The following is a 24,134-nucleotide window of genomic DNA, read 5'->3' on the forward strand; positions in this document are numbered from 1 at the left end:
TTACGGCGCACGAGGTCACATGCCAGTCAACCCTCAACAGTCACGGGAGCAACCTCATGCACACCCGAACCATCACGACGGTGGCCGCCCTCGGCCTTCTCGCCACCCTCACCACGGCCGGCGCGGCCACCGCGTCCGTGTCCGTCGCCCCGGCCCCCTGCGCGCAGGAGCATCTCGCGCTGCTGAACGCCGAGGACGCCCTCGTCAACGTCGACGCCCGTCCGGAGGTCAAGGCGGCCCACGCCGCCCTGGTGAAGGCCGGCGGCACGGCGAACGTCGAGCAGCTCTCCCAGAGGATGGCCCTGCAGGAGCTGGGGATCAAGACGCCGTCGCTCGACGCCTCCACGAAGAAGGCGGTGGACGCCTACAACACCGCCCGGACCAGGTACGTGCAGGTACGCGAGGCGACGCTGCTGAAGATCGCACCGCAGCGGCAGAACGCCAGGAACGCGCTCAAGCGGTGCCTCACCATGCACGCCGGCCGCGGCTGAGCGTACGACACGGGCACGGCGTGTGACACGGGCCCGAACGCGTGACACGAACAAGGTCTGCGACACGGGTCCGAACGCGTGACACGAACAAGGTCTGCGACACGGGTCCGAACGTGTGACACGGGCCCGAGCGCGTGACACGGGCCGGAGTCCCCGGACACCGGGGATCGGGACGACGTCCTCCCGGTGGGCGGGGACTCCGGCGGCCCTCCGGCGCTCGGAACCTCGGCGGTCTCCCGCCCGGAGGGGAACCCGGAAAGCGCTTACCCCATATGTCCTCATTAATACTTAAAAGTCCATTTATCAAGGACAAGCGAGCAAAAAACGCTTCTTGACAAGGCTTTACGGCGCCAATAGCCTCCGCCTTATTGTATCGATTTAATCCGCCTGGAGACGCGAGTGAACCCCCGGACCCGCCGATCCTCACGCATCGGGCGGGCACGGGTGGTAGCGCGGAAGGATCACGTCCCCGAGCGGTCCTGACCCAGGGAGCCCCTGACATGAGTCCCCCCGGCGGCATCCGCCGCGCCCTCGTCGCCGCTTCGGCCGCGCTGCTCTGCACGATCCCGCTCGCGGTCCCGGCCGCCGCCGACGGCGACGGCGGCCTCGCGGCCGGCCACGACCGGCACGGCAGGGGCGTCCAGCTCGAACGCCTCGACCGGGGACTGGTCGCCGCGGCGACGGGCGAGGGGGTGTTCCTGAGCTGGCGGCTGCTCGGCGACGAGGCGTCAGGGCACGGCCCCACCGGCCTGACCGGCACCGACTTCCGCGTCTACCGGGACGGCCGGCCGATCGCGACGGTCACCGACAGCACCAACCACCTCGACACCGCCGGCACGGCCGGCTCCGAGTACCGGGTGGCCCCGATCGTCCGCGGCCGGGAGGGCCGGCGCAGCGCCCCGGTGTCCCCCTGGTCGGGGGCGTTCCACGACCTGCCGCTCCGCAGGCCCGCGGACGGGGTCACCCCCGCCGGCGAGGCGTACACCTACGCGGCCGGTGACATGAGCGTCGGCGACGTCGACGGCGACGGACGCTACGAGTTCGTCGTCAAGTGGGAGCCGTCCAACTCCAAGGACGTCTCCCAGCGCGGCTACACCGGCAACACCTACCTCGACACCTACCGGCTCGACGGCACCCTGCTCTGGCGGCTCGACCTGGGCGTCAACATCCGCTCCGGCGCGCACTACACCCAGTTCCCGGTGTACGACTTCGACGGCGACGGCCGCTCGGAGATGATGGTCAAGACCGCCCCCGGTACGAAGATCATTCGCTACGGCGCCCGCGGCCAGGTGGTCTCCGAGCGCCACGTCACCATGCCCGCGAAGGACGTCAGGGCCGGGTACGCGCACACGGACGACTACCGCCTCAGCGCCGCCGGCTACTTCGACCACCTGGTCGAGATGTTCATGGGCTGGCACGAGCACCCCGAGGTCGTCGCCGGACGCTGGCCGGCCACGCTGGAGCAGGCCCTCGGCCTCGAACCGGCGTACACCTACCCGCTCTCCCGGCAGGACGCCACGAAGCTCGCCGACCACTTCGTGGACGTGTACGCCCCGGGCCGCAGCGCCAACAACCGACTGCGCGAGTTCGCGGGCTTCGTCGTCGACGGGCCGGAGTACCTGACGGTCTTCGACGGCGCCACCGGCCGGGAACTGCAGACGGTCCGCTACGAGCCGGGGCGCGGCGACGACGGGCTGATGTGGGGCGACTACGCGATGAGCCGCATCGAGCCGGGCAACCGCGTCGACCGGTTCCTGTCCGCGGTGGCCTACCTCGACGGCAGGCGCCCGCACGCCGTCTTCGCCCGCGGCTACTACACGCGCACCGCGCTTGTGGCGTACGGCTGGAACGGCAGGAAGCTCACCAAGACCTGGTCGGTCGACAGCGGTCACGTGCCGATGGCCAACCCGTTCAACGCCTCGCCGCACGGCGGGGACGGCACCGACCCGGAGTTCGGCACCATCACCACCCAGGGCTTCCACTCGATGAGCGCGGCCGACGTGGACGGCGACGGCAAGCAGGAGATCGTCTACGGCGCCGCGACGATCGACCACGACGGCGACCTGCTGTACTCCTCGTTCGCCGAGGCGCCGCCGCAGAGCAACGTGCCCGGCCAGCGGGTCCGGCTGGGGCACGGGGACGCCATGCACGTCGGCGACCTCGACCCCGACCGTCCGGGCCTGGAGATCTGGACGGTGCACGAGGGCGGGGCGTGGGCACCGTACGGCTGGGCGATGCGCGACGCCGCCACCGGCCAGGTGCTCTTCGGCGGCTACAGCGGCGTGGACACCGGACGCGGCATGGTCGGCGACATCGAGCCCGGCGTACGCGGCATGGAGGCGTGGTCCTCGATGCCGCCGAACCAGGCGGTCGAGGCGGGCCTGTGGTCGGCCCGCGGCGAGTACCTGGGCAGGAGCACCCCGGGCACGAACATGAGCATCCGCTGGGCGGCCGACCTGACCACCCAGGTCGTCAACGGCACCGCCACCACCGTCCTGCAGACCCCGACGATCGACGACTGGAAGCGCGGCAGGCTGCTCACCGCCGAGGGCACGCTGACCAACAACGGCACGAAGGGCAACCCCGGGCTGGTCGCCGACGTCCTGGGCGACTGGCGGGAGGAGCTGCTGGTGCGCACCGCCGACAGCACGGCGATCCGCCTCTACCTCAGCACCGAGGTGACCGGCCACAAGCTCTACACCCTGATGCACGACCCGCAGTACCGGGTGGAGGTGGCCCGCCAGCAGACGACCTACAACCAGCCGGCCTACCCGGGCTTCTACCTGGCCTCCGACACCGACTGGTCCCGCGTCCCACTGCCCTCGCCGCGGTTCCCCGGACGCGGCTAGGCGGTCGGTTCGCCCCGGCCGGCACGCGGACCGGCCGGGTGCGGAGCAGGTGGGACCGGGCGGCCACGGCGCCTCAGGGGCGGCAGCACCCCTGAGGCGCCGTTGCGCTCGATCGTCGCCGTCGTCTCCGCCCCGCCGGCCCGCGGACGGCGGTTCCCCGCAAGCGCTCCTGAGCCGGGACCGCCCCATCAACCGTTCGGTGGATTTCGGAGGCGCCGCCCCGCGCTGATCATCGAAGCATGACGGTTATCGAGATCGACGGCCTGCGCAAGAGCTACGGGACCGGCACGGCGGTGGACGGTGTCTCCCTGCGCGTGGAACGGGGAGAGATCTTCGGGATCGCCGGCCCCAACGGGGCGGGCAAGACCACGGTCGTGGAGTGCGCCACGGGGCTGCGGCGGCGGGACGGCGGCACCGTGCGGGTGCTCGGCCTGGACCCGCGGAGCGACCGGCGCGAGCTGCTGCGGCACGTCGGCGTCCAGCTCCAGGAGGCGGCCCTGCCCGACGCCATCAGGGTCGACGAGGCCCTGCGGATGTACGCCTCCCTCTACGACGAGCCCGCCGACTGGCGCGCGCTCATGGACGAGTGGGGGCTGACCGACAGGAGGCGCGCCCGCTTCGCGAGCCTGTCCGGCGGCTGGAAGCAGCGGCTGTTCATCGCGCTGGCCCTGGTCGGCGACCCGTCGCTCGTCTTCCTCGACGAGCTCACCACGGGCCTGGACCCCATGGCCCGCCGTACGACGTGGGGCCTCATCCGCGCCATGCGCGAGCGGGGCGTCACCGTCGTGCTGGTCACCCACTTCATGGACGAGGCCGAGGCACTGTGCGACCGCGTCGCGATCGTCGACCGGGGCCGTGTCCTCACCCAGGGCAGCCCCGCCGAGCTGATCGCCCAGGGCCGTTCCGACTCCCTGGAGAACGCCTACTTCGCTCTCACCGGGAAGGACATGTCATGAAGGGCATCACCCAGGTCATCGCGGTCGAGCTCAGGCTGGCCGTGCGCGACCCCATGTCGGCGTTCTTCGCGCTGGCCTTCCCGGCGCTGATGCTGTGGGTCAAGCTCCGCACCGGCAGGCCCCTTCCGGGCGGGCTGCCGGCCGTCGACGCCACGGTGCCGATGTTGAGCGTCTTCGTCACCGGCCTGGCCGCCCTGGTCATCCTCCCGGCCACCCTGGCCCAGTACAGGGAGCGCCGGGTGCTCAAGCGGCTGCGCGCCACTCCCGCCTCGCCCGCCATGCTCCTGGGCGCCCAGTGGGCCGCCCACATGCTGCTGGCCGTCCTGGGGACGACGCTGCTGATCGTCATCGGGCTGGTGGGCTACGGGCTGTCGGCACCCGCGAACGTGCCGGGCGTCCTGCTCGCGTGGACGCTCGGCGCGCTGAGCCTCAGCGCCATCGGCCTCCTCATCGGGGCGCTCGTCCCCGGCGGCCGTACCGCGACCGTGATCGGGCTGAGCGTCTTCTTCCCGATGGTCTTCCTGTCCGGCGCCATGATCCCCCGCGAGACCATGTCCGGCTCGATGCGCGCGATCGGCGACCTGACCCCCATGGCGCCGGCGGTCGAGGCGATCCGCGACGGCTGGGCCGGCAACGCGATGTCCCCGGTCACACTGGGTGTCATGATCGCGATTTTCGTCGTCGCCGGCGGTGTCGCCGCCAGGGTGTTCCGGTGGTGACCGGTCCCGGCGCCTCCCGGTGGGCCCGCGCCTGGACCGCCCTGCCGTACCTGTTCGTCCTGCTCCCGGCGGTCTTCGCCCTGTCGCACGACTGGAGGCCGGGGACGGCGGCCCTGGCGGCGGGCGCCGGAGCCTGGCACTGGCTCATGGTCACCGCGCGCCCCGGCCGGATCGAGCGGCCGGCGGCGGTGATCGTCTACTTCGCCGTGATGCTCGCCCTCGTCGGGGCCTTGATCAGGATCGACACGCTGTTCACGGTGACGGGCCTGGTGATGTTCATCCAGTCCTTCGCCCTGATCCCCGGCCGATGGGCGTACGCGGGGGTGACCGCGACGGCCGGCGTGCTGGTCGCCGCCCGCCCCGAGTCCGGCCGGTCGCCGGACGAGCTCCTCTTCTCCTTCCTCGTCGCGGTGCTGGTCGCCTCCGCGACCGGCCTGATGACCCAGGCCGTGCGCGACCAGAACGAGAACCGCAAGGCGATGATCGTCCAGTTGCGGGAGACCGGGGCGGAGCTGGCCGCGCTCGCGGAGGAGAACGCCGGCCTTCAGGCCAGGCTGCTGACCCAGGCCCGCGAGGCCGGCGTGCTCGGGGAACGGCAGCGGATGGCCAGGGAGATCCACGACACCATCGCGCAGGGCCTGACCGCCATCCTCACCCAGCTCGAGGCCGCCGACACCGCGGCGGACGACCCGGCCGCCGTCCGCTCACGCCTGGACACGGTACGCGCCATGGCCAGGGAGAGCCTGAACGAGGCCCGGCGGTCGGTTCAGGCGCTGCGCCCGGCGCCGCTGGACGAGGCGCAGCTCGCCACCGCCCTGCGGGGGGTCGCCGCGACCTGGTCACGGACCACCGGCGTTCCCGCCTCGGTGTCGGTCACCGGAACTCCCGTCCCCCTGCACGCGGAGGTGGAGATCACCCTGCTGCGGGTCGCGCAGGAGGCGCTGGCCAACACCGCCAGGTACGCCGCGGCCGGTAGGGTCGGGCTCACCCTGTCGTACATGGAGGACGTCGTGGCCCTGGACGTACGGGACGACGGCTCCGGCTTCACCCTCGGGGCTCCGGGCTCCCCGGGCGGGGGCGGCTTCGGGCTCGTCGCGATGCGCCAGCGGGTCACCCGGCTGGCCGGTGACCTCGCGATCGAGTCGGCCCCCGGCCAGGGGACGGGGATCTCCGCCACCGTCCCGGCCATCCCCGCCGCCCCGGTCGCGCCCGCCGCCCGGGAGACGCGATCGCCCGGCGGCCCTGGAAAGGCGGTGTGAGCCGTGCCGATTCGTATGATCATCGTTGACGACCACCCGGTCGTCCGTGACGGCCTGCGCGGGATCTTCGCCGACGACGACGCCTTCGAGGTCGTGGGCGAGGCGGCGGACGGGCCCGAGGCTCTCGCCGTGGCCCTGCGTACCGGCCCCGACGTCGTGCTCATGGACCTGCGGATGCCCGGGATGAGCGGGGCGGAGGTCATCGGCCGGCTGCGCGAGCAGAACCCCGGCGTCCACGTACTGGTCCTGACCACCTTCGACGACGACGCCGACGTCCTGCCCGCGATCCAGCGCGGCGCGACCGGCTACCTGCTCAAGGACACCCCGCGCGCCGACCTGCGCCGCGCCGTGCAGGCCGCGGCCCGCGGCGAGACGGTGCTCTCCCCCTCCGTGGCGGGCGTGCTGGCGCACCGGGCGCATGTCCCGGAGAAGCAGGCGCTGAGCCGCCGGGAGTTCGAGGTGCTCGGGCTCGTCGCGCGCGGCGCGACCAATCGCGAGGTCGCCGCGAGACTGTTCATCACCGAGGCGACGGTGAAGACGCACCTGCTGCACGTCTTCGCCAAGCTCGGGGTGAACGACCGGGCGGCCGCGGTCGCCGCGGCGTACGAGACCGGCCTGCTCAGACCCGCCGCGGGGACCTGACCGGCGGACCCCCGCGACCGGCTCGGGCCCGCGACCCCGGCGACCGGCTCAAGCCCGGCCCCGGCCCGCGGCCCTCACGACCTGTTCCGGCCCGCGTGCCCCGGGGTGTGACCCCCCGGCCCGCGCCCGGGGCCGCGGTCAGGGCGGGCGCGGCGTGGTGCGCAACAGGTCGAGCTCCTCGTTCATGGCGTCGAGGAAGGCGGCCGCGACGCGCAGCTCGTCCGGGCTGAAGCGCCGCAGCGCGTTGCCCGTGCCGCGGCCCAGCGGGCGGAAGAAGGCGGCGGCGAACTCCTTGGCCGCGTCGAGGTAGTGCAGGTGGATCACGCGCCGGTCGTGCACGTCGCGCACCCGGCGGATGTGCCCGGCCCGCTCCAGCCTGTCCAGGCACGCGGTCACGGCGCCCGAGGTCAGGTTCAGCTCCTCCCGCAGCCGGCTCGGGGTGATCGGCGAGGGGGCGTCGAAGATCCTGACGAGGGCCTGGACGTCGGTGATGTGCAGCCCGTGCTCGTTGGCGAACTCGTGGGCGATGCGGTTGAACTCGGTGTTCATCCGGCGCAGCCGTACGGCGAAGGAGTACAGGTCGATGCCCTCCCCGCCCTCCCCGCCCTCGCCGGTCATGAGGCCATGCTACATTAACTCAATCATTGGCTATCTCAATCATTGAGTTATCCGGCGTCACGGAAGGACGGCCTCATGGCGCGACGATCGATCCGCCTGCTCGTCCCGGCACTGCTGGTGCTGGTCTGGCTGGCCGTCGGCGGCGGGCTGGGCCCGTTCGCCGGCAGGCTCGCCGAGGTGTCCACCAACGACCAGGCCGCGTTCCTGCCCCAGAGCGCGGAGTCGACGCGCGTGCTGGAGACGCAGGAGAGGTTCCGCGAGGGCGCGACACAGCCGCTCATCGTGGTCTGGACGACGGACGGCGGGAACGGCGGGGGCGGCGGGGACGTCACCCCGGGGCAGACCACCGAGGCGACCCGGGCGCTGGCCGCGCTGCGCGGGACGGAGGGCGTCGTCGGCACGCCCACGCCCGCCATCGGTTCGGACGACGGCCGGGCGTTGCAGGGCGTGGTCCAGCTCAGTCCCGATCTCGACGACTCGCTCGGGCAGACCCTGGAGCGGATCGGCTCCGCGGTGGCGGTCGACGGCCTCCAGGCCCGGCTCGCGGGACCGGCGGCCACCCGGGCCGACCTGTCCGACGCCTTCGCCGGGATCGACGGCCTGCTGCTCGGGGTGGCACTGATCACCGTGCTGGTCATCCTGCTGGCCGTGTACCGGAGCGTGTTGCTGCCCTTCGTCATCATCCTCGGCGCGGTCTTCGCCCTGGGACTGGCGTGCGCCATCGTGTACGTCCTGGCCGACCGCGACATCGTCCGGGTCGACGGCCAGGTGCAGGGCATCCTGTTCATCCTGGTCATCGGCGCGGCCACCGACTACGCGCTGCTGCTGACCGCCCGCTTCCGGGAGGAGCTGGCCGCGACCGGCGACCGGGTCGCCGCGGGCCGTGTCGCGCTGCGGCGCTCGTTCGAGCCCATCGTCGCCAGCGCCGCCACGGTGGCCCTGGCCCTGCTCGCGCTGCTGCTCAGCGGCCTGACCAACAACCGCGCGCTCGGCCCGGTGGGCGCCATCGGCATCGTGTGCGCCGCCCTCAGCGCGCTCACCTTCCTGCCCGCCGTCCTCATGCTGCTGGGCCGCGCCGCACTGTGGCCGACCAAGCCACGCCCGGCGGACCTTCCCGCCGACCCGGCCGGCCCGCCGGCGGACCACCCGGACGGCTCCCCGGGCGACCGTCCGGCCGACCATCCGGACGGCTCCCCGGCGGGCCACCCCGCCGACCGGCAGGCCGCCACCGGGGCACGCGGGATCTGGGGCCGCGTGGCCGCCCTCGTCGACCGCCGCCCGCGCCTCCTCTGGATCGCCACCATCCTGCCCCTCGCCGGCCTCGCCCTCTTCGCGCCGCAGCTCAACGCCGCCGGCGTACCGCTGGACGAGACCTTCGTGAACGACGCGCCGTCGGTCGCGGCACAGGCGGCGCTGAGCGAGCACTTCCCCGGAGGCTCGGGACAGCCCGCGGTCATCGTCGTCCCGGCCGAGCGTGCCGCCGCCGTACGGGAGGCGGCCCGAGGCGTCGAGGGCGTTTCCGACGCCTCGGTGGTGAGCCGGAGCGGGCGCCCCGGCGACTCCCCCAAGGTCGTCGACGGGCTCACGCTCGTGGAGGCGACGCTGGACGACGCGCCGGACGGCGACGCCGCCCAGAAGACGGTCGAGCGCCTGCGCACCGCGCTCGCCTCCGAGAACGGCGTCCTGGTCGGCGGGTACAGCGCCCAGCGCTACGACACGACGCAGACCGCCGAGCGGGACACGCTGCTCATCGTCCCGATCGTCCTGGCGATCATCCTGCTCATCCTGATCGTCCTGCTTCGCTCGCTGGTGACGCCCCTGCTCCTGGTGGTCACCGTGGCCCTGAACTTCGTGGCCACCATCGGTGTCTCCACGCTGGTCTTCACACACCTGTTCGGGTTCACCGGCGTCGACGCGTCCGTGCCCCTGTACGGCTTCGTCTTCCTGGTCGCGCTGGGGGTGGACTACAACATCTTCCTCATGTCCAGGGTGCGCGAGGAGACCGCGCGCCACGGGGCGCGGCGGGGCGTGCTGCGCGGGCTGGTCACCACCGGCGGAGTGATCACCTCCGCGGGTGTCGTGCTCGCCGCCACCTTCGCCGCGCTGGTGGTGATCCCCCTGGCCTTCCTCGCGCAGATAGCCTTCATCGTCGCCTTCGGCGTCCTGCTCGACACCCTGGTGGTGCGGTCCCTGCTGGTGCCGGCGCTGGTACGCGACCTGGGCCCGCGAGCCTGGTGGCCCGGCCGCCTGAGCCGTACCGGGGCGCGGGAGGAGTCGCGGGAACTGACCGGGGCGTCGCGGTGACCTCCCGGCCCGGGTGACGGGCCCGGTCCCGGCTGGACCCTCCCACCGTGGGAGACCCCATGCTGTTCCCAGCGGTCGGTCGTGGAGACGCCGGGGACGGCGCGCGGTGCGACCGCTCACCGCGCCGGTCCGGGGAGAGACGCATGACCATCGTGAAGGACGTCGAGGCCCGCGGCACGCACCACTGCGAGACGACGGCGCTGGGGGTGCTGTTGCGGCACGAGGGGCTCGACCTGTCCGAGCCCATGCTGTTCGGGCTGGGCTCGGGCCTGTCCTTCGTCTACTGGGACGGCAAGAACATGGCGTTCCCGTTCCTCGGGGGCCGCGTCAGGCCGTTCGACCTCACCAGGAACCTGGCCGCCAGGCTGGGGCTGACGCTGACGGTCAAGGAGACCACCTCACCGCGCAGGGCGTGGGAGAACGTGGCCGCCCCCATCGACGCCGGCCGGCCGGTCGGGCTTCAACTCGACTGCTACCACCTGGACTATTTCCGCTCCAGGACGCACTTCGGCGGCCACGTCGTCGCCATGTACGGCTACGACGAGCACGACGCCTACCTCGTGGACACCGAGCAGCAGGGAGGAGCGGTGCGCACCGGCCTGGCCGGACTCGCCCTGGCGCGCGCCGAGCGCGGCCCCATGACCGCCAGGAACCGATCCTTCACCGTCACCCTGCCGGCCCGGCCGTCCTCCTGGCAGGACCGGATCATCCCCGCCGTCAGGGACTGCGCCGACGCCTTCCTCGCCGCCCCCATCGCGAACCTGGGCCACCGCGGCATCGAGAAAGCCGGCAGGCAGGTCCCCGGATGGCTGCTACGCGCCGGCGACCCGCGGCGGGACCTGCCGCGGGCCGCCCTCCTCATGGAGAAGGGCGGCACCGGCGGCGCCCTGTTCCGCGCCCTCTACCGCGACTTCCTCGACGAGTGCACCCTGCTGTTCGACGACGGCGGCCTCCGCACCGGTCACAGGCTCTACGCCGAGGCCGCCGCCCTGTGGACGGACGTGTCCGCCCTGATCGCGAAGGCCGGCGAGAGCGGCGACGCCGGGTACCTTCAGCGGGCAGGCGCCGTCCTCCACGACCTCTCGCGCGTCGAGAAGGACGCCATGCGGGTGCTGCGCCGGTTGTAGCCGAAGGGAGGACCGTTCCCTCCCGCGACGAAGGCGCCCCCGTCCCGCCGGCCACTGGCGGGTCAAGACGCCGGACGGTAGAACAAGATCATGGACAGTCGCGCGCTCACCGACCGCCTCGCCCGCGCCGTCGAGCAGGACCGGGTACCCGGCCTGCACGCCGTCGTCGTCGCCCACCGCGGCCGGGTCGTCCTGGAGCACTACGGCGAGGGCGAGGACCTCAGGCTGAACGAGCCGCTCGGCCACGTGCGCTTCACCCCGGACACGCTCCACGACGTCCGCTCGGTCACCAAGGGCGTCGTCGGTCTCCTGTACGGCATCGCCCTGGCCGACGGCCGCGTACCCGAGCCGCGCGAGCCGCTGCTGCGGCACTTCCCCGAGTACCCCGACCTCGCCGAGGACCCCCGGCGCGCCGCGCTGACGGTCGAGCACGCCCTCACGATGACACTCGGCCTGGAGTGGAACGAGGACGCCCCCTACACGAGCGCGGCCAACGACGAGGTCGCGATGGAGCTCGCCCCCGACCGCTGCCGCTACGTCCTGGAGCGGCCGATCGTGGAGGAGCCCGGCGTCCGCCGCTCCTACTGCGGCGGCGCCACGGCGCTGCTGGCGCGGCTCGTCGAGAAGGGCACGGGGTCGGCACTGGCGGACCACGCGCGCGACAGGCTGTTCGAGCCGCTGGGGATCACACGCTTCGAGTGGGTGACCGGCGCGGACGACACGGCCCTGGCCGCCGCCGGGCTGCGGCTGACCCCTCGTGGCCTCCTGGCGATCGGGCGGCTCGTCCTCGACGGGGGGCGCGGCATCGTGCCCGCTTCCTGGCTGGCCACGGCACTGCGCCCGCACGTGCGGCTCGACGAGGACTCCTGCTACGGCTACCACTGGTACACGGGCCGGGGGTGGGCGGCCGCGTCCGGCAACGGCGGCCAGCGGATCCACGTGGCGCCCCCGCTGGACCTCGTGGTCGCCGTCACCGCCGGCCAGTACGACAGCCCCGGCCGGCAGACCGCCTCGGCCGTGCTCGACGAGGTGATCCTCCCGGCGATCGAACGCTGAACCGCACCGGTCCCGTCCACCGCCCGATACCGAGGGCACGCCCCGTCGTCCCACAGGAGCGCCGCGTTGCCGATCTCCCCGTCGCCGCCCCCGACCGCGTGGGGCGCCGGCCCTCGCGGCGCCTCCGGCCGCCTCGCCCTCGATGTCACGATCGCCGGCGCGGTGCTGGCCGCCACCCTCTGGCCCTCGCTGACCTGGGCCTCCGGCGGGTGGCGGGAGGTGGTGCTGGCCGCCGGCGCGTCGGTGCCGCTGCTGTGGAGGCGGCGCGCCCCCGTCTCCGTCGCCGTCGCGGCGGGCGCGGCCACGACCGGGCTGGCCCTGGCGCACGCGGTGCCTCCGCTGCCGTACGGCGTGCTGGTGGCCACCTACACGGTGGCCGCGCTGAGCCCGCTGCGCTGGCAGCTCGCGGCGGGCGCCTGCTGGGCGGTGTCACTGGCGGTGTCCTTCATCGTCCCCGGCGAGCCGCTGGACTCCTTCGGCCATGTCGGGATGGCGTTCGTCACCGCGTACGCCCTCTTCTCCATGATCCTGGACGCGCAGCCCGGCATCACGGTGGCCGGGGAGGCCGCCGACGGGGCCGAGGCGATCCGCTCGGCGGCCGAACTCCGTCCGGACGTGGTGCTCATGGACATCCGGATGCCGAACACGGACGGGATCGAGGCCACCCGGCGGATCTGCGCGTCCACCGCCGCCCGCGTGCTGGCGCTGACCATGTTCGACCTGGACGAGTACGTGTACGCGGCCCTGCGCGCCGGGGCCAGCGGGTTCCTGCTCAAGGACGCCCACCGTGACACCCTGGTCCAGGCGGTCCGGGTCGTCGCGGCCGGGGAGGCGCTGCTGGCGCCGACCGTGACCCGGCGGCTGATCGAGACCCTGGCCAGGCACGGTCACCCCGTCCCCCGTCTGAGGGCCGGCTCGACGAGCTGACCGTCAGGGAGCGGGAGACCCTGGGGCGGGTCGCGCGGGGGCTGTCGAACGCCGAGATCGCCTCCGAGCTCGTCGTCAGCGAGCACACGGTCAAGACCCACGTGAGCAACCTGCTGGCCAAGCTCGGCCTGCGCGACCGCGCCCAGGCGGTCGTCTTCGCCTACGAGGCCGGCCTGGCCGTCCCAGGGGGTCACTCCCAGGGATGAACGCGGGTTCACTCCCGGCGGCGATCCCCTCGGGACCCCCTCCCGGGCAGCATCGATCCCGATCCGTGAGGAAGGGCATCCGATGCGTCCGTACACCACTCGTTCGACCGGTCGTTCGACCGGTTCCCGTCCCGGCCGTCCCCGCGTCGCCCTCATGGCGGCGGCGACGACGTCGCTCTCGGCCGTCCTGCTGTACCTCGGCACCGGCCTGCACCCCGTCGCCTGGCTCACCTGGCTGGCGCCCCTGCCGGTGCTGCTGCTCGCGCCGCGGGTGCCCGCGTCCCTGGCGGCGCTGACGGCACTGCTCGCCTGGGGCGCCGGCGGGCTCACCACGTGGACGCTGCAGCGGGACCGGATGGGATTGCCGCTCCCGGTCGCGCTGCTCAACCTGCTCGTCCCGGCGCTGCTGGCCGTCGTGGCCGTGCTGCTCTTCCGCACCCTGCTGCGGCGGGACCGCCCGTGCCTGGCGGCGGTCTCGGTGCCCGCGACCTGGGTGAGCGCCGAATACCTCGTCCCGGTCCTCACCCCCAACGGGGCGATCTGGAGCCTGGCCCCCACCCAGTCCGACCTCCTCCCGGTGCTCCAGCTCGCCTCGCTGACCGGGGGGTGGGGTGTGACGTTCCTGGTGACGGGCCTGCCCGCGGCTCTCGCCGCCTCCCGCCGAGGACGCCCGCGGATCGCCGCCGCGGCGCTCGTCCTGGTGGCCCTGGTCGCCGGCCTCGGGGCCCTGCGGCTCGGCCTCGCCCATCCTGACGGGCCCGTGCGGACGATCGCCCTGCTGGCCTCCCGGCAGCAGGGGGACTGGGCGCCGGCGGACACCCCGCGCGGGCGGGAACGGCTGGCCGAGGTGCTGGCGCGTCTGCGCGCCCTGTCACCGGGCACGGACATGGCGATCCTGCCCGAGGGCGGCTTCGTCACCACGTCGGACGACCTTCCCCTGATCACCCGCCCGCTGGCGGCCCTGGCACGCGACCGGCGGCTGGACATCGTCGCGGGGGTGATCGTCACCGACGCGAACCGCAACACCGCCATGGTCTTCCCCGCCGCCGGCGGCGAGCCGGGCACCTATCTCAAGCGGCACATGGTGCCCGGTGTGGAGTCGTACACGCCGGGCGACCGGCTGCTCCTGCTGCCCGGCGCGGGGGTGGCGATCTGCAAGGACCTGGACTTCCCCTCCCTCGCGCGGGAGTACCGCCGGCGCGGCGCGGAGCTCATGCTGCTGCCCGCCTGGGACTTCGACCTCGACGACCGTCAGCACGCGCGCACGGCGGTGCTGCGAGGCGTGGAGAACGGCTTCTGGATCGCGCGAAGCGCCGCGAACGGGAACCTGACCGTCAGCGATCCGTACGGTCGCGTCCTGGCCGAGACCACGACCACGAGCCGCGCCGTCGTGACGCTCACCGCGACCGTCCGTACGGGAGGAACCGGCGCGTTCGCCACCTACGGCGGCGACTGGTTCGCCTGGCTCTGCCTGGCGCTGACCGCCCTGTCCCTCGTCACCACCCGCCGGCCTTCGGCGAGGAACGGACGTGTGCCCGAACCCCTGGAAGGTCGTCGGACGCGGCGAGTGAACCGTCCCCCTTCTTCCATCCGCGTCGGAGCGCTCCAGGCGCACCTTCGGGAAGCGATTCGGCTTCTGAACGAACGTCGGCATGGCACGATGGATGATCGGCGTACGGTTTCCGGAAGCGGTGGGGAAGTCCCGAAAACCCCTTGACGGGAATCCCCGCCTGTTCGTGGAAACCACGTCTTACGCCGGACGCCACCTCCATTCCCCTTGAAGGCATCGAATTCCGATTGTCCGGATCGGCTGCGCGGAGCGTCTCATCCGCCGTGGTCTGTCCAGGTCACCACGGCGACCCGCTCGGCGGACGGCGCCCCCGGCCGCAACCGAAGATCGAGGAGTCCCATGTCCTTCGCCGAGCACATCGCACCGATTCTTCGTGCGGCGCTGGAGGTCCTCCGGGAGGCCGACCGTCCGCTGCGGCCCGACGAGGTGCGGGAAGCGGTCACCGAAAGGGTCTCCGTCACTCCGGAGCACCAGGCTCCCGACGCGCACGGTCAGCCGCGCTGGTGGGCACAGCTGGGGTTCCGGACGGGAGAGGCGGCGTCGCTCGGCTGGATGAGCAAGAGGAACGGGTGGTCGATCACACCCGCCGGGGTCCAGGCACTGGAAAGCTTCCCGGGCGTCGAGCTGTACCGGGAGCTGGGCCGTCAGTACCGGGCCCGGCGGATGCCCGTCCAGGGTCGCGCGTATGCCGGCTCCGGGCCCGACCACGCCCCGCCGGCGTTCGAGCAGTTCCAGCGGAACCTCGAGTACGCCCGGCAGCTCGTGCACGGGGGCCGCAGCCTGGAACGGCTCAAGGTGGGAGCCTTCGACGTCAGCGATCTCTACCGAGCCGCCTGGACCCAGGCCGTCGCGGCCCTGGACCACTGGGTCACACGGGAGATCATCGACCGGGCGGTCGCTCTCGCGCTGCAACCGGGGGTGGCGCGTCCTCCCAGGTTCAGCAGGCTGTCCATCCCCGTCGAGCTGTTCGAGAGGGTCCACCACCACGACGAGCCCCTGGGTGAGGCCTTCCGCGCCCACGTGGAGCAGGTGTTCGCCCACATGACCTTCCAGAACCCGGAAAAGATCAAGGAAGGGTTCGGCCACGTCAGCACGGTCAACCTCTGGGTGAGGGTGGCGGAGATCCTCACCGGCCAGGACCCGGCGATGCCGATCACCGCCGACGGCGTACGCGGTACGTTGCGTGAGATCGCCTGGCGCCGGAACAACATCGCGCACACGGCCGACCACGACCCGGACCGGCCGGGGCAGAAGGCGGCCATCGGCGCGAGCGAGGCGGAGGAGACCATCTCCTGGCTCGAATCGATCGCCGTCGCCATCCAGCAGGCACTCGGCGACCCGCTTCCGGTCACGGACTACGACGCCGCGCCGGTCGACGCGGGTTCCCTCGGAGCCGCCCCCCCGATGACCGGTGAGCAGCGGACGCCGCCGTCACGTGGATGGGACCGGTGGGACGAGGACAGCCTTCTCCACGCGATCGAGCGCTACTGTCTCAAGGACGTGGCCGGCACCCTGCTGGCGGTCTACCGGCACGCGGAACGTCACCCGTCCTTCCGCGGGTACCACTTCGGCGAGGCCGAGTACCTCTCCGTCACGACGCGGTTCGATCTCGGGACCGACGAGGCGGCGGTCTGGAGCATCTACACGGGCGTGAGCAACTCGGTGCTCTCGATCAACTTCGAGTGGATGCGCAACCGTGGGGCCTCCCCGGAGAGGCTGGCGCGACTCGCCGACGCCCTGAGTGTCCTTCCGGGATGGGCGCAGGTTCCCGGACAGCTCCTCGCCGCGAACTACGCGAGGCGTCCGTCTCTCGCTCCGGCCGCGCTCGCACGACCCGGGGCGCCGGAAATCGTGACCGCCGCACTCGACGATCTCTTGGCGGTGAACCCGCGCTTCCGGATCCTTCCCCCTCAGCCTCCGACGTGGTACAGGAACCCGAAGAGCACGGCCGCCCGGGGCGGGTGCAGCCAGCACGGGACTCCCCCGTGTCACGATGAGATCGTCGCAAGCGTCGTTCTCTCCAACGCCCGTAGCGACGACAACCGGTGGGCGGTCTGCCGACGCGGCCTCGAGCAGATCAAGGCCGGTTTCCCTTCCTCCCGATGAGGACACCCGCCGCACGACGTCCGCCCCGCTCCCCTCGAACCCGGCGCGGACGACGTCGAAACAGAGCGCGTCATCCCCCTCTCCTCGAACGAGAACCAGAAGGCGAAGGCGAGGGATTCGCGGGCGGTGGGCGGACGGCGCCGGACCGGCGTGAAGGGCACCCCCGCCCCGGAACCCTCGCCCCGGAGCCCCGCACGAGCAGCCGGCAGCGCGACGCCCGTCGGGCCTATGATTCCCGGATGCCTCCCAGATCCGCCGTCCCGCTCCTGCTGTCCGCCGTTCTGCTCACCGGTTGCGGTACGGCCCAGGAGAGCGCCGCGGACGAGGCCGGCACGGCCTCCTCCCCCACGCCCACCGCCTCGGCGGCGGGGACGATCCAGGGACGCTGGTGGACCTGGGCTTCCTCGGAGGGCGAGAGCACGAACCCCGTGGCGGACACGACCGGCGAGTTCTGCGACCGGAACCAGCCGGAGGACGTGTGGTTCCTCGCCGGGACCTTCGGCGGCACCGTACGGCGGACCTGCACGGTGCCCGCGGGGCGGCCGGTGGTGTTCCCGCTGGTCAACCTGGCCGGCTCGGAGGCGGTGTGCGAGGAGTTCATGGCCGTCGCCGAAGGCAGGGCCACCCTCGACGGCGAGCCGGTCACGCCCGAACGGGTGGAGGAGGGCGACGTCGCCGTAACCGGTGTGGCGGGCAACCCGCTGACCGGCGAGGAGGGAACGACCGTCTCCCACGCCTGCGGTCTGTGGGTACGTCTCCAGCCGCTGCGGCCCGGCCGTCACACGCTGAGCGTTCGCGGGTCCTCCGGTGACTTCCGCACGGGGGTCGACTACACGCTCATCGTGGGGACCGGGCAGCGGGCGTGACCCGAGTAGGTGGCCGAGCAGCCCCGGGGCCGCCGTCACCCCCCGGGCGAACTCGCCGCCGTCGGGCTGGCCGTAGGTGCCGCCGTACCCGGCGTTCAGGGTGCCCATGAACGCGGGCAGCCCCGCCGACAACTTGCCCCAGTCGTCGAGAGCGTTCTGGTAGGCGATGTCACCGGGCCCCGACGAAGTAGGCGATCGGCTTCGTCAACCTGCGGAGCTGGTGGTCGTCGGCGTCGTTCAGCGACCCGCTGCTGAAAATGGTGGTCGTGGTGATACGGGGGGTAGGCCTCCAGCCCCCCCAGGAGAAGCCCCCTACGGCGATCTTGCCGGTGTCGAACCCGCCGTGTTCCGGACGGCCACCCGCAGGTCCGCGTACCGCGCGATGAAGGCCTCGTAGGCCGAGGCGAGGCCGGCCAGATCGTAGGCGGCGGCCGGGCCGTGCGGGCCGGTCTCCTCGTCGGAACGGGCGCGCATCACCGACCATCGGCTGCCGTCGACGTCGCTCAGGATCTCGCGCGCGCCCGGGCCACCGAACCGGAGTCGGATCCGGGCCGGATCCACACGCTGTCGTACAGCCGCGCGAAACCCAGTGCCCCCAGGACCTTGCGGACCGCGTACCGTGGCGCCTGACCGGACTGGGGATCGAGAAGGAGACGGTCACCCGGTCGCCGGTCCACCGCGGCGGGCGCGATGGACTCGCTGATGCCGAACCCCCCCGAGCATCGCGACCACCGCCATCGACGGAAGGTCGGCGTCCGAGGAGTCGAGGTACTCACCGAGCGACGTCGTCAGCGGGTGCTGCGGGTTGGGGCCGGCCTGCGCCCGCGGGGCCCCGACACCGTCCGGGGACACATGGACACTCACGTCATCGGCTTGCCTCACGACAACACCCTCGCCGAACGACTCCGGGCCCTGCGGTTCCGTCCGACCGGCGGTGGCGCCGCCCTGCCGGGAGTACATCGCGGAAGCGCGAGCCCCGGACGGATCGGCCCGGCTCCACACCGACGAGCAGCTCGGCCACGGTGATCGCGGCGACCGCCACATCGTCGGCATCCCCGATCACCGCGTCCACGGAGGCCCTGCCCCGCTCCGCCGCGATCAACACGCCGGTGTCCAGGATCAGACGTCGGGCCACGTGCTCCTCATCCCGTCGTCGGCGGTCTCCCGGGCCGTCGCGACATCGGCCTGGAAATCGGCGTCCAGCGTCCCCGCGGCTCTGGCCAGGAAGGCTTTGACCATACGTCCCGGCGCCGTGGGCGCGGGACCGATCACCGCGATCCGCTTGCCCCCCCCGAGTGACCACGATCGTCTCCCCTCGCTCCGCCTCGTCCAGAACGAGCGCGAAGCTTCGAGATGCCTCCGTAGCAGTCATCACCTTCATGAAATCAGATTGTCTGATTTTTCATGTTCGCAAAGCCGTCGGCCTCGGGGACACGCGCTTTCACGGCCTTCGCCACACTTGCGTGGTTCTGCCGCTCACCCTCGGCGTCCCGCCCCAGGTCGTCCGCGGCATCGTCGGCCACAGCGACATCGAAGTGACCATGACCGTTTACACCCACGCCTCCCTCGACGACAAGCGCCACGCCCTCGGGAAACTCGGAGACGCCCCAGGTTGAATCAACCGACCGTTGATGCCCCATCCTCAAATCAGGACGGGGCATCACGCCGTTGACGACAATCCCGGATCGGCCCACCGGATGGTGAACATCTGGGCTGTAGAGGATCACCTCAGCACGACATCCACCCTGTTCTCTTCGAGGACGGTGTGGATGACGTCGAAGTAGGTCGTGTTGGCACCTGCCCCCTCAAATGAGAAGGCGAGGGATTCCCGAGCAATATGCGAACGGTGCCAGACCAGCGCGAAAGGCGCCTCCGCTCCGAATCTCCCACGCAGGCAATCGCTCAGCGCGTCGAGATTTCAGCCGAAGTAACCCCCCGGCCCGTTGACCGCTTCCCCGATCGCCAGGTAGAAACTCGCCTTGTCGGTGACGTGTGTTCCGTCGAGATCGTAGGTGTGCCCCGATGGGCGATCAGGGTGTTCTGCCCGCCAGCGGTTGTTGTGGAAGACGACGGTCAGCCACTCTTCTCTGTCCGCCCCTACGTAGCCGGCCCACTGGTTGATCCGGTCGGGCCCGGCCGTACGCCAATGCTCCCAGACATGCCGCGTACGGGAAGAGGGGACGTCATCCCGCAGTGGGCGACCAGGTCCACCCGTTCACGGCCGAGCGGTGAGGGCCGCCAGCCGATGACCTCGCCCATCCAGAACTCCGCGAGCGGATTCCCGGCCGTATCGAGCATCCGCAGCGCACCCGGCCCCAGCGGATTCCTCAGGCGGTGGCGCTTGGACCCGCTGAGGTAGTCACGCATCCGCGGGGAGGGGAGGCAACCCAGGATTTCGACGGTCCCACGTTCGTCGTCGTCCAGCGCCTCGACGAAGACGCCTTCGGCATCAACGCAGGAGCCACACATTTGCCCGTCTGCGTCAATCAACAGAAATTTCGGCTGGACATCATCCACGTGTCTCACGCTCACCGGTAATCGGATGACGTTGCTGTCAGCGTTGCTGTCATCGAAGATCAAAAAAGCCCCGAACGATAATCGCTCGGGGCGTTTGTGCTGCTCGGCTGCTGTGGTCAGGGGCGGGGTCGAACCGCCGACCTTCCGCTTTTCAGGCGGACGCTCGTACCGACTGAGCTACCTGACCTCGGTGGTGGATCGAACACCTACCAGAGCGGTCCTGACGGGACTTGAACCCGCGACCTCCACCTTGACAGGGTGGCGAGCACTCCAAACTGCTCTACAGGACCTTGTTTCGGGGCTTTTGCCCCGTCTTTCTTGCCTTGCTTAGCCTACCAGTTTTCCGGAGGTCTTCGACCTGCCGTTTCCCCGGTGAGCCTTGGCTCAGCCGTGCCCCCAACGGGATTCGAACCCGTGTCGCCGCCTTGAAAGGGCGGTGTCCTAGGCCACTAGACGATGGGGGCTCGGGACTCGCGTCCCGTTCCTTCGCCGTGCTCCGCTGGAGACCTCTGAAGCATAGGGGACTTTTGCCCCGATGCCAAAGCGGTTGGCGGTCTACGGCGTCGGTGTGACGCTGACGGACCCCGTTGGAGACGGGGCGGTCGTCGGCACAGGAGAAATTGTACGGCCAGGGTCGGTCTCCACGTGACGTTGGATCTGAACCGACTGCTCGCCGAGCCCCCCGAGGGTGATGTCGTCCCAGGCCCGCAGCCGATGCGTCTGCGCGTCGAAGTACAGGACCGAGGCCTCGACGGGGGTCGGCTCGTCGTGTTCGAGCGCCCGCAGGCCCGCCCCGCCGGTGGATCCCTGCACCAGGACGCGCGTCCCGGACGGCAGCAGTTCGGTGGAGCGCACGTGCGAGTGGCCGGTGAGGACCAGCGAGGTCGCGCCGGAGAACCCCTTGGCGATCGTGGGGTCGTGCACGGCGACCAGGTCGACCTGCTTGGGGAGCCGCGCCAGCCCGTCGGCGTGCGAGCGGCCCAGGGCGGCCAGGGATTCGAGGTCGGAGTCGACAGGGACGGACTTGTCGGGGGTGAACCGGGGGTCGCCGAGGCCGTAGACGCGCAGTCCCGCCACGGTCGCGGCCTGGCCGTCGAGGACGACCGCCCCCTTCTGCCGGGCCACGGCCCGCTGGGTGGTCACGGAGTCGTGATTGCCCCTGACGAAGACGTACGGGACGCCGAAGGTAGCGATCTCCTCGACGAACCTGTCCTCGGGGCCGGTGCCGTGGTCGGTCATGTCACCGGTGTCGATGATCGCGTCGATCTTGAACTGGGCGGTGACGGAGCGGATGAGGTTCCAGGCGATGGGGCTGAGGTGGATGTCGGAGACGTGCAGCACCCGGATCGAGGTGGGGTCGGCGTCGTAGACGGGCAGGGCCGAGACCACGTCGTAGAGCTGGGAGACGTTGTTGACCAGCTTGGCCAGCTGCACCCGGTAGGACTCGAACCTGGTCACGATCGACTCGGCGTCGCCGACCAGGGAGGGCGCCCCGGCCAGCAGGCCGGTGTACTTGGGCTCCACCACCGAGTCGGGCCGGAAGGTCAGGGCGATGGCCGCGCCCGTACCGGCGATCCCCACGGCGACGCCCAGCAGGCCGGCCAGGGCCGGTCCCGGCCGGCGGAAGACGACCAGGGACGCGACCAGGGCGCCCGCCAGGCCGCAGAACGCGGCGCGCAGGATCAGCGTCCTGACCCCGGCGCCCAGTTCCTCCTCCAGGAGCGCGGGGAGCCGGTCCGCGGAGTACCTGGGGTCGTCCAGGAAGCCCCGGGCCCGGTCGGGGTTGATGTTCTCCAGGGTCACACGCAGGCCGACCGGGGCGCTGTGGGTGTCGAACAGGAGCGTGCCGAAGGGGTGGGCGTCCACGACGGTCTCGCCGCTCCAGGAGGGCTCCGCGGCCATGCCCAGCTCCACCGGCCCGACGTTGGCCCGTACGGTCCCGCCGAGCATGATGCCGAGCCAGGCGCCGGCCAGGGCGACGGCGGCGACGGCCACGGTGCGCGCGAGGCCGCGGCCGATGCGCCCGCCGGCGAGACGGCGGGCCCGGGGAGTCAGATCAGTGAGTTTCATGCGCCTCCACCCCTACCCCCGGATACGCGGGCAGAATGACGTGTGTGATCGAGATCTCGCGGGAGAAGTTCGAGGAACTCGTGGCCGAGGCTCTGGACACCATCCCCCCCGAGCTGACGAAGGTCATGGACAACGTGGTGCTGGTCGTCGTGGACGATCCGCCCGAACCAGGGCTTCTAGGTCTCTACACCGGTATTCCACTCACGGAGCGAGGGGACTGGTACGCGGGGGTGTTACCCGATCGGATCGAGATCTACCGGGGGCCGATCTGCGCGATGTGCGACACCGAGGACCAGGTCGTCGAGGAGGTACAGATAACCGTCGTTCACGAGATCGCTCACCATTTCGGGATCGATGATGACCGGTTGCACGAGCTGGGTTGGTAGGTACCCCCGAAACTCATACCAAATACGGCTGTTCTCGAAATGTCACCGCTTATCGTTACGGTTTGCATGCGCTTGATTGCTTTCGGTTGCGCGGCGGCCCCGCAGAAGGCACGGTAGGTCACACAGCGACCACCCACAGTCAGTGTGCCTGCGAACTCAGCGGAGTCCTATGGCGGCCACCAAGTCCGGCCGACTACCCGGTCGGCACCGCCGTCCGGCGGAACGCCGAGCGACCTATGGCGAGGTCATCGCCGTCAGGGAGTTCCGCGCGCTCTGGATCGGCCAGGGGTTCTCCCTCCTCGGCGACCAGCTCTCGCGGGTCGCCCTGTCCGTCCTCGTCTTCGAGCGGACGGACTCCCCCCTGGCGACCGCGTCGGTCTACGCCCTGACCTACCTGCCGCCGATCGTCGGCGGGCCGTTGCTCGCGGGTCTCGCCGACCGCTACGCCCGGCGGCGCGTCATGATCGCCTGCGATCTGCTGCGGGCCGTCCTGGTCGGGCTCATGGCGGTCCCGGGGGCCTCGTTCGCGACGTTGTGCGTGCTGGTCTTCTGCGTGGTGCTGCTCAGCGCGCCGTTCTCGGCGGCGCGGGCGGCCCTGCTGCCGGAGCTGCTGGCGGGCGACCGCTACGTCGCGGGCTCGGCCCTGCAGAACATGACCAACCAGGGTGCGCAGATGCTGGGCTTCGCCGTCGGCGGCGTCCTGATCATGAGCATGGGCCCGTACCGCGCGCTCGCCCTGGACTCGGCCACCTACCTGGCCTCCGCCCTGATCATCGTCTCGGGGGTGCGGCGGCGTCCCGCGCCCGTCCCCGCCGACGAGAACCGGCCCTCGATGTGGAGGATGACCCGGGCCGGCGCCAGGCTGGTCTTCGGCGACCCCCGGCTGCGGACGCTGGTGCTCTTCGCGTGGCTCTGCGGTTTCTACGTGCTGCCCGAGGGGATCGCGACCCCGTACGCCGACGAGCTGACCGGTGATCCCCGGCGTCTCTCCCTGGTGACCGGCCTGCTGATGGCCGCCATGCCCACCGGGACGGTCGTCGGCGCGTTCCTGTTCAGCCGCTACGTCAGCCCGTCGAACCGGCTGCGGTCGATGGGCTGGATGGCGATGCTGACCTGCGCGCCCCTGATGGTCTGCGCGGTCAGGCCGCCGCTCGTCGTGGTCCTGCTGCTCTGGTTCGTCTCCGGTCTGGGCGGGGCCTACCAGCTCGCGGCCAACGCCGCGTTCGTGCAGTGCGTGCCTGCGGGGCAGCGCGGCCAGGCCTTCGGGCTCGTCCAGTCGGGCCTGCTGGCCTCCCAGGGCATCGGCATCCTGGCCGGCGGGGTCGCGGCCGACCACCTCGGCCCCGAGAACGTGGTGGCACTGGCCGGCGCGGCCGGACTGATCACGTCGGCCGCGCTGACCGTGCTCTGGAGGCGGTCCCGCAGGGAGATCATCGAGAGGGTCCGCGCGGAGGCGGACACCTGA

The 24,134-nt window shown here is 71.7% G+C and carries 20 protein-coding genes, 3 tRNA genes and 1 pseudogene; 16 read left to right on the forward strand and 8 right to left on the reverse strand.

The window, feature by feature from the left end; all coding sequences use genetic code 11:
• Positions 1-56: 56 nt before the first annotated feature.
• From AB0G16_RS05460 to AB0G16_RS05485, 6 genes are all read left to right on the forward strand, one after another.
• Entirely contained in the window at positions 57-491 is a 435-nt protein-coding gene (locus tag AB0G16_RS05460; RefSeq protein WP_362799010.1) for a hypothetical protein, read from the forward strand.
• A gap of 500 nt (positions 492-991) precedes the next feature.
• Positions 992-3,340 carry a rhamnogalacturonan lyase gene (locus AB0G16_RS05465; protein ID WP_362799013.1) on the forward strand — a complete coding sequence of 783 codons (2,349 nt, stop codon included), beginning with the start codon at positions 992-994 and terminating at the stop codon, positions 3,338-3,340.
• A gap of 239 nt (positions 3,341-3,579) precedes the next feature.
• Positions 3,580-4,296 (forward strand): ABC transporter ATP-binding protein, encoded by a 717-nt coding sequence (locus tag AB0G16_RS05470; protein WP_362799016.1) that lies wholly within the window; start codon positions 3,580-3,582, stop codon positions 4,294-4,296.
• Entirely contained in the window at positions 4,293-5,015 is a 723-nt protein-coding gene (locus tag AB0G16_RS05475; RefSeq protein ID WP_362799019.1) for an ABC transporter permease, read from the forward strand. Before AB0G16_RS05470 ends, AB0G16_RS05475 begins: the two co-directional genes overlap by 4 nt.
• Positions 5,009-6,274 carry a sensor histidine kinase gene (locus AB0G16_RS05480; RefSeq protein ID WP_362799022.1) on the forward strand — a complete coding sequence of 422 codons (1,266 nt, stop codon included), beginning with the start codon at positions 5,009-5,011 and terminating at the stop codon, positions 6,272-6,274. The genes AB0G16_RS05475 and AB0G16_RS05480 overlap by 7 nt, the downstream gene beginning before the upstream one ends.
• Positions 6,275-6,289: 15 nt before the next feature.
• A complete protein-coding gene (locus AB0G16_RS05485) occupies positions 6,290-6,916 on the forward strand; it encodes a response regulator transcription factor (protein ID WP_362799025.1) in 627 nt (208 codons plus the stop codon).
• A 138-nt stretch (positions 6,917-7,054) separates the two neighbouring features.
• Here AB0G16_RS05485 and AB0G16_RS05490 read toward each other — a convergent pair whose 3' ends face one another.
• Positions 7,055-7,534, reverse strand: coding sequence for a MarR family transcriptional regulator (locus tag AB0G16_RS05490; RefSeq protein WP_362799027.1), 480 nt, complete (start codon positions 7,532-7,534; stop codon positions 7,055-7,057).
• A gap of 75 nt (positions 7,535-7,609) precedes the next feature.
• Here AB0G16_RS05490 and AB0G16_RS05495 point away from each other — a divergent pair, with 75 nt between their 5' ends.
• The 7 genes and pseudogenes from AB0G16_RS05495 to AB0G16_RS05525 all read left to right on the forward strand — a co-directional run bounded on the left by AB0G16_RS05495 (position 7,610) and on the right by AB0G16_RS05525 (position 17,696).
• Positions 7,610-9,838 carry an MMPL family transporter gene (locus tag AB0G16_RS05495; RefSeq protein WP_362799030.1) on the forward strand — a complete coding sequence of 743 codons (2,229 nt, stop codon included), beginning with the start codon at positions 7,610-7,612 and terminating at the stop codon, positions 9,836-9,838.
• A 143-nt stretch (positions 9,839-9,981) separates the two neighbouring features.
• Positions 9,982-10,965 carry a BtrH N-terminal domain-containing protein gene (locus tag AB0G16_RS05500; RefSeq protein WP_362799034.1) on the forward strand — a complete coding sequence of 328 codons (984 nt, stop codon included), beginning with the start codon at positions 9,982-9,984 and terminating at the stop codon, positions 10,963-10,965.
• 90 nt (positions 10,966-11,055) lie between these two features.
• Positions 11,056-12,021, forward strand: coding sequence for a serine hydrolase domain-containing protein (locus tag AB0G16_RS05505; protein WP_362799037.1), 966 nt, complete (start codon positions 11,056-11,058; stop codon positions 12,019-12,021).
• 489 nt (positions 12,022-12,510) lie between these two features.
• A pseudogene (locus AB0G16_RS05510) lies at positions 12,511-13,154 on the forward strand (response regulator transcription factor).
• Between the two features lie 82 nt (positions 13,155-13,236).
• Entirely contained in the window at positions 13,237-14,871 is a 1,635-nt protein-coding gene (locus AB0G16_RS05515) for a nitrilase-related carbon-nitrogen hydrolase (protein ID WP_362799040.1), read from the forward strand.
• 192 nt (positions 14,872-15,063) lie between these two features.
• Complete coding sequence (locus AB0G16_RS05520; RefSeq protein WP_362799043.1) at positions 15,064-16,830, forward strand: hypothetical protein; 1,767 nt, start codon at positions 15,064-15,066, stop codon at positions 16,828-16,830.
• A 239-nt stretch (positions 16,831-17,069) separates the two neighbouring features.
• A complete protein-coding gene (locus tag AB0G16_RS05525) occupies positions 17,070-17,696 on the forward strand; it encodes a signal protein (RefSeq protein ID WP_362799046.1) in 627 nt (208 codons plus the stop codon).
• Positions 17,697-18,008: 312 nt separating this feature from the next.
• Here AB0G16_RS05525 and AB0G16_RS05530 read toward each other — a convergent pair whose 3' ends face one another.
• Positions 18,009-18,257, reverse strand: coding sequence for a hypothetical protein (locus AB0G16_RS05530; RefSeq protein WP_362799049.1), 249 nt, complete (start codon positions 18,255-18,257; stop codon positions 18,009-18,011).
• 818 nt (positions 18,258-19,075) lie between these two features.
• On the opposite strand from AB0G16_RS05530, the gene AB0G16_RS05535 reads away from it, so the two are divergent.
• Positions 19,076-19,312, forward strand: a complete 237-nt coding sequence (locus AB0G16_RS05535) for a tyrosine-type recombinase/integrase (protein ID WP_362799610.1) — start codon at positions 19,076-19,078, stop codon at positions 19,310-19,312.
• Positions 19,313-19,419: 107 nt separating this feature from the next.
• On the opposite strand, the gene AB0G16_RS05540 is transcribed toward AB0G16_RS05535, so the two are convergent.
• The 6 genes from AB0G16_RS05540 to AB0G16_RS05565 form a co-directional block, all read right to left on the reverse strand.
• Positions 19,420-19,602 (reverse strand): hypothetical protein, encoded by a 183-nt coding sequence (locus tag AB0G16_RS05540; RefSeq protein WP_362799613.1) that lies wholly within the window; start codon positions 19,600-19,602, stop codon positions 19,420-19,422.
• A gap of 191 nt (positions 19,603-19,793) precedes the next feature.
• Positions 19,794-20,276, reverse strand: coding sequence for a hypothetical protein (locus tag AB0G16_RS05545; protein ID WP_362799051.1), 483 nt, complete (start codon positions 20,274-20,276; stop codon positions 19,794-19,796).
• 50 nt (positions 20,277-20,326) lie between these two features.
• Positions 20,327-20,400, reverse strand: a tRNA-Phe gene (locus tag AB0G16_RS05550).
• A gap of 28 nt (positions 20,401-20,428) precedes the next feature.
• A tRNA-Asp gene (locus AB0G16_RS05555) sits at positions 20,429-20,503 on the reverse strand.
• A 101-nt stretch (positions 20,504-20,604) separates the two neighbouring features.
• Positions 20,605-20,677, reverse strand: a tRNA-Glu gene (locus AB0G16_RS05560).
• Positions 20,678-20,768: 91 nt separating this feature from the next.
• Complete coding sequence (locus tag AB0G16_RS05565) at positions 20,769-22,283, reverse strand: metallophosphoesterase (protein WP_362799054.1); 1,515 nt, start codon at positions 22,281-22,283, stop codon at positions 20,769-20,771.
• A gap of 35 nt (positions 22,284-22,318) precedes the next feature.
• On the opposite strand from AB0G16_RS05565, the gene AB0G16_RS05570 reads away from it, so the two are divergent.
• The gene (locus AB0G16_RS05570; protein WP_362799057.1) at positions 22,319-22,669 is read left to right on the forward strand and encodes a metallopeptidase family protein; all 351 of its coding nucleotides are present in this window, start codon (positions 22,319-22,321) and stop codon (positions 22,667-22,669) included.
• 169 nt (positions 22,670-22,838) lie between these two features.
• Positions 22,839-24,134 (forward strand): MFS transporter, encoded by a 1,296-nt coding sequence (locus AB0G16_RS05575; RefSeq protein WP_362799060.1) that lies wholly within the window; start codon positions 22,839-22,841, stop codon positions 24,132-24,134.

The sequence above is a fragment of the Streptosporangium sp. NPDC023615 genome, from assembly GCF_040640155.1.
GTDB lineage: Bacteria > Actinomycetota > Actinomycetes > Streptosporangiales > Streptosporangiaceae > Streptosporangium.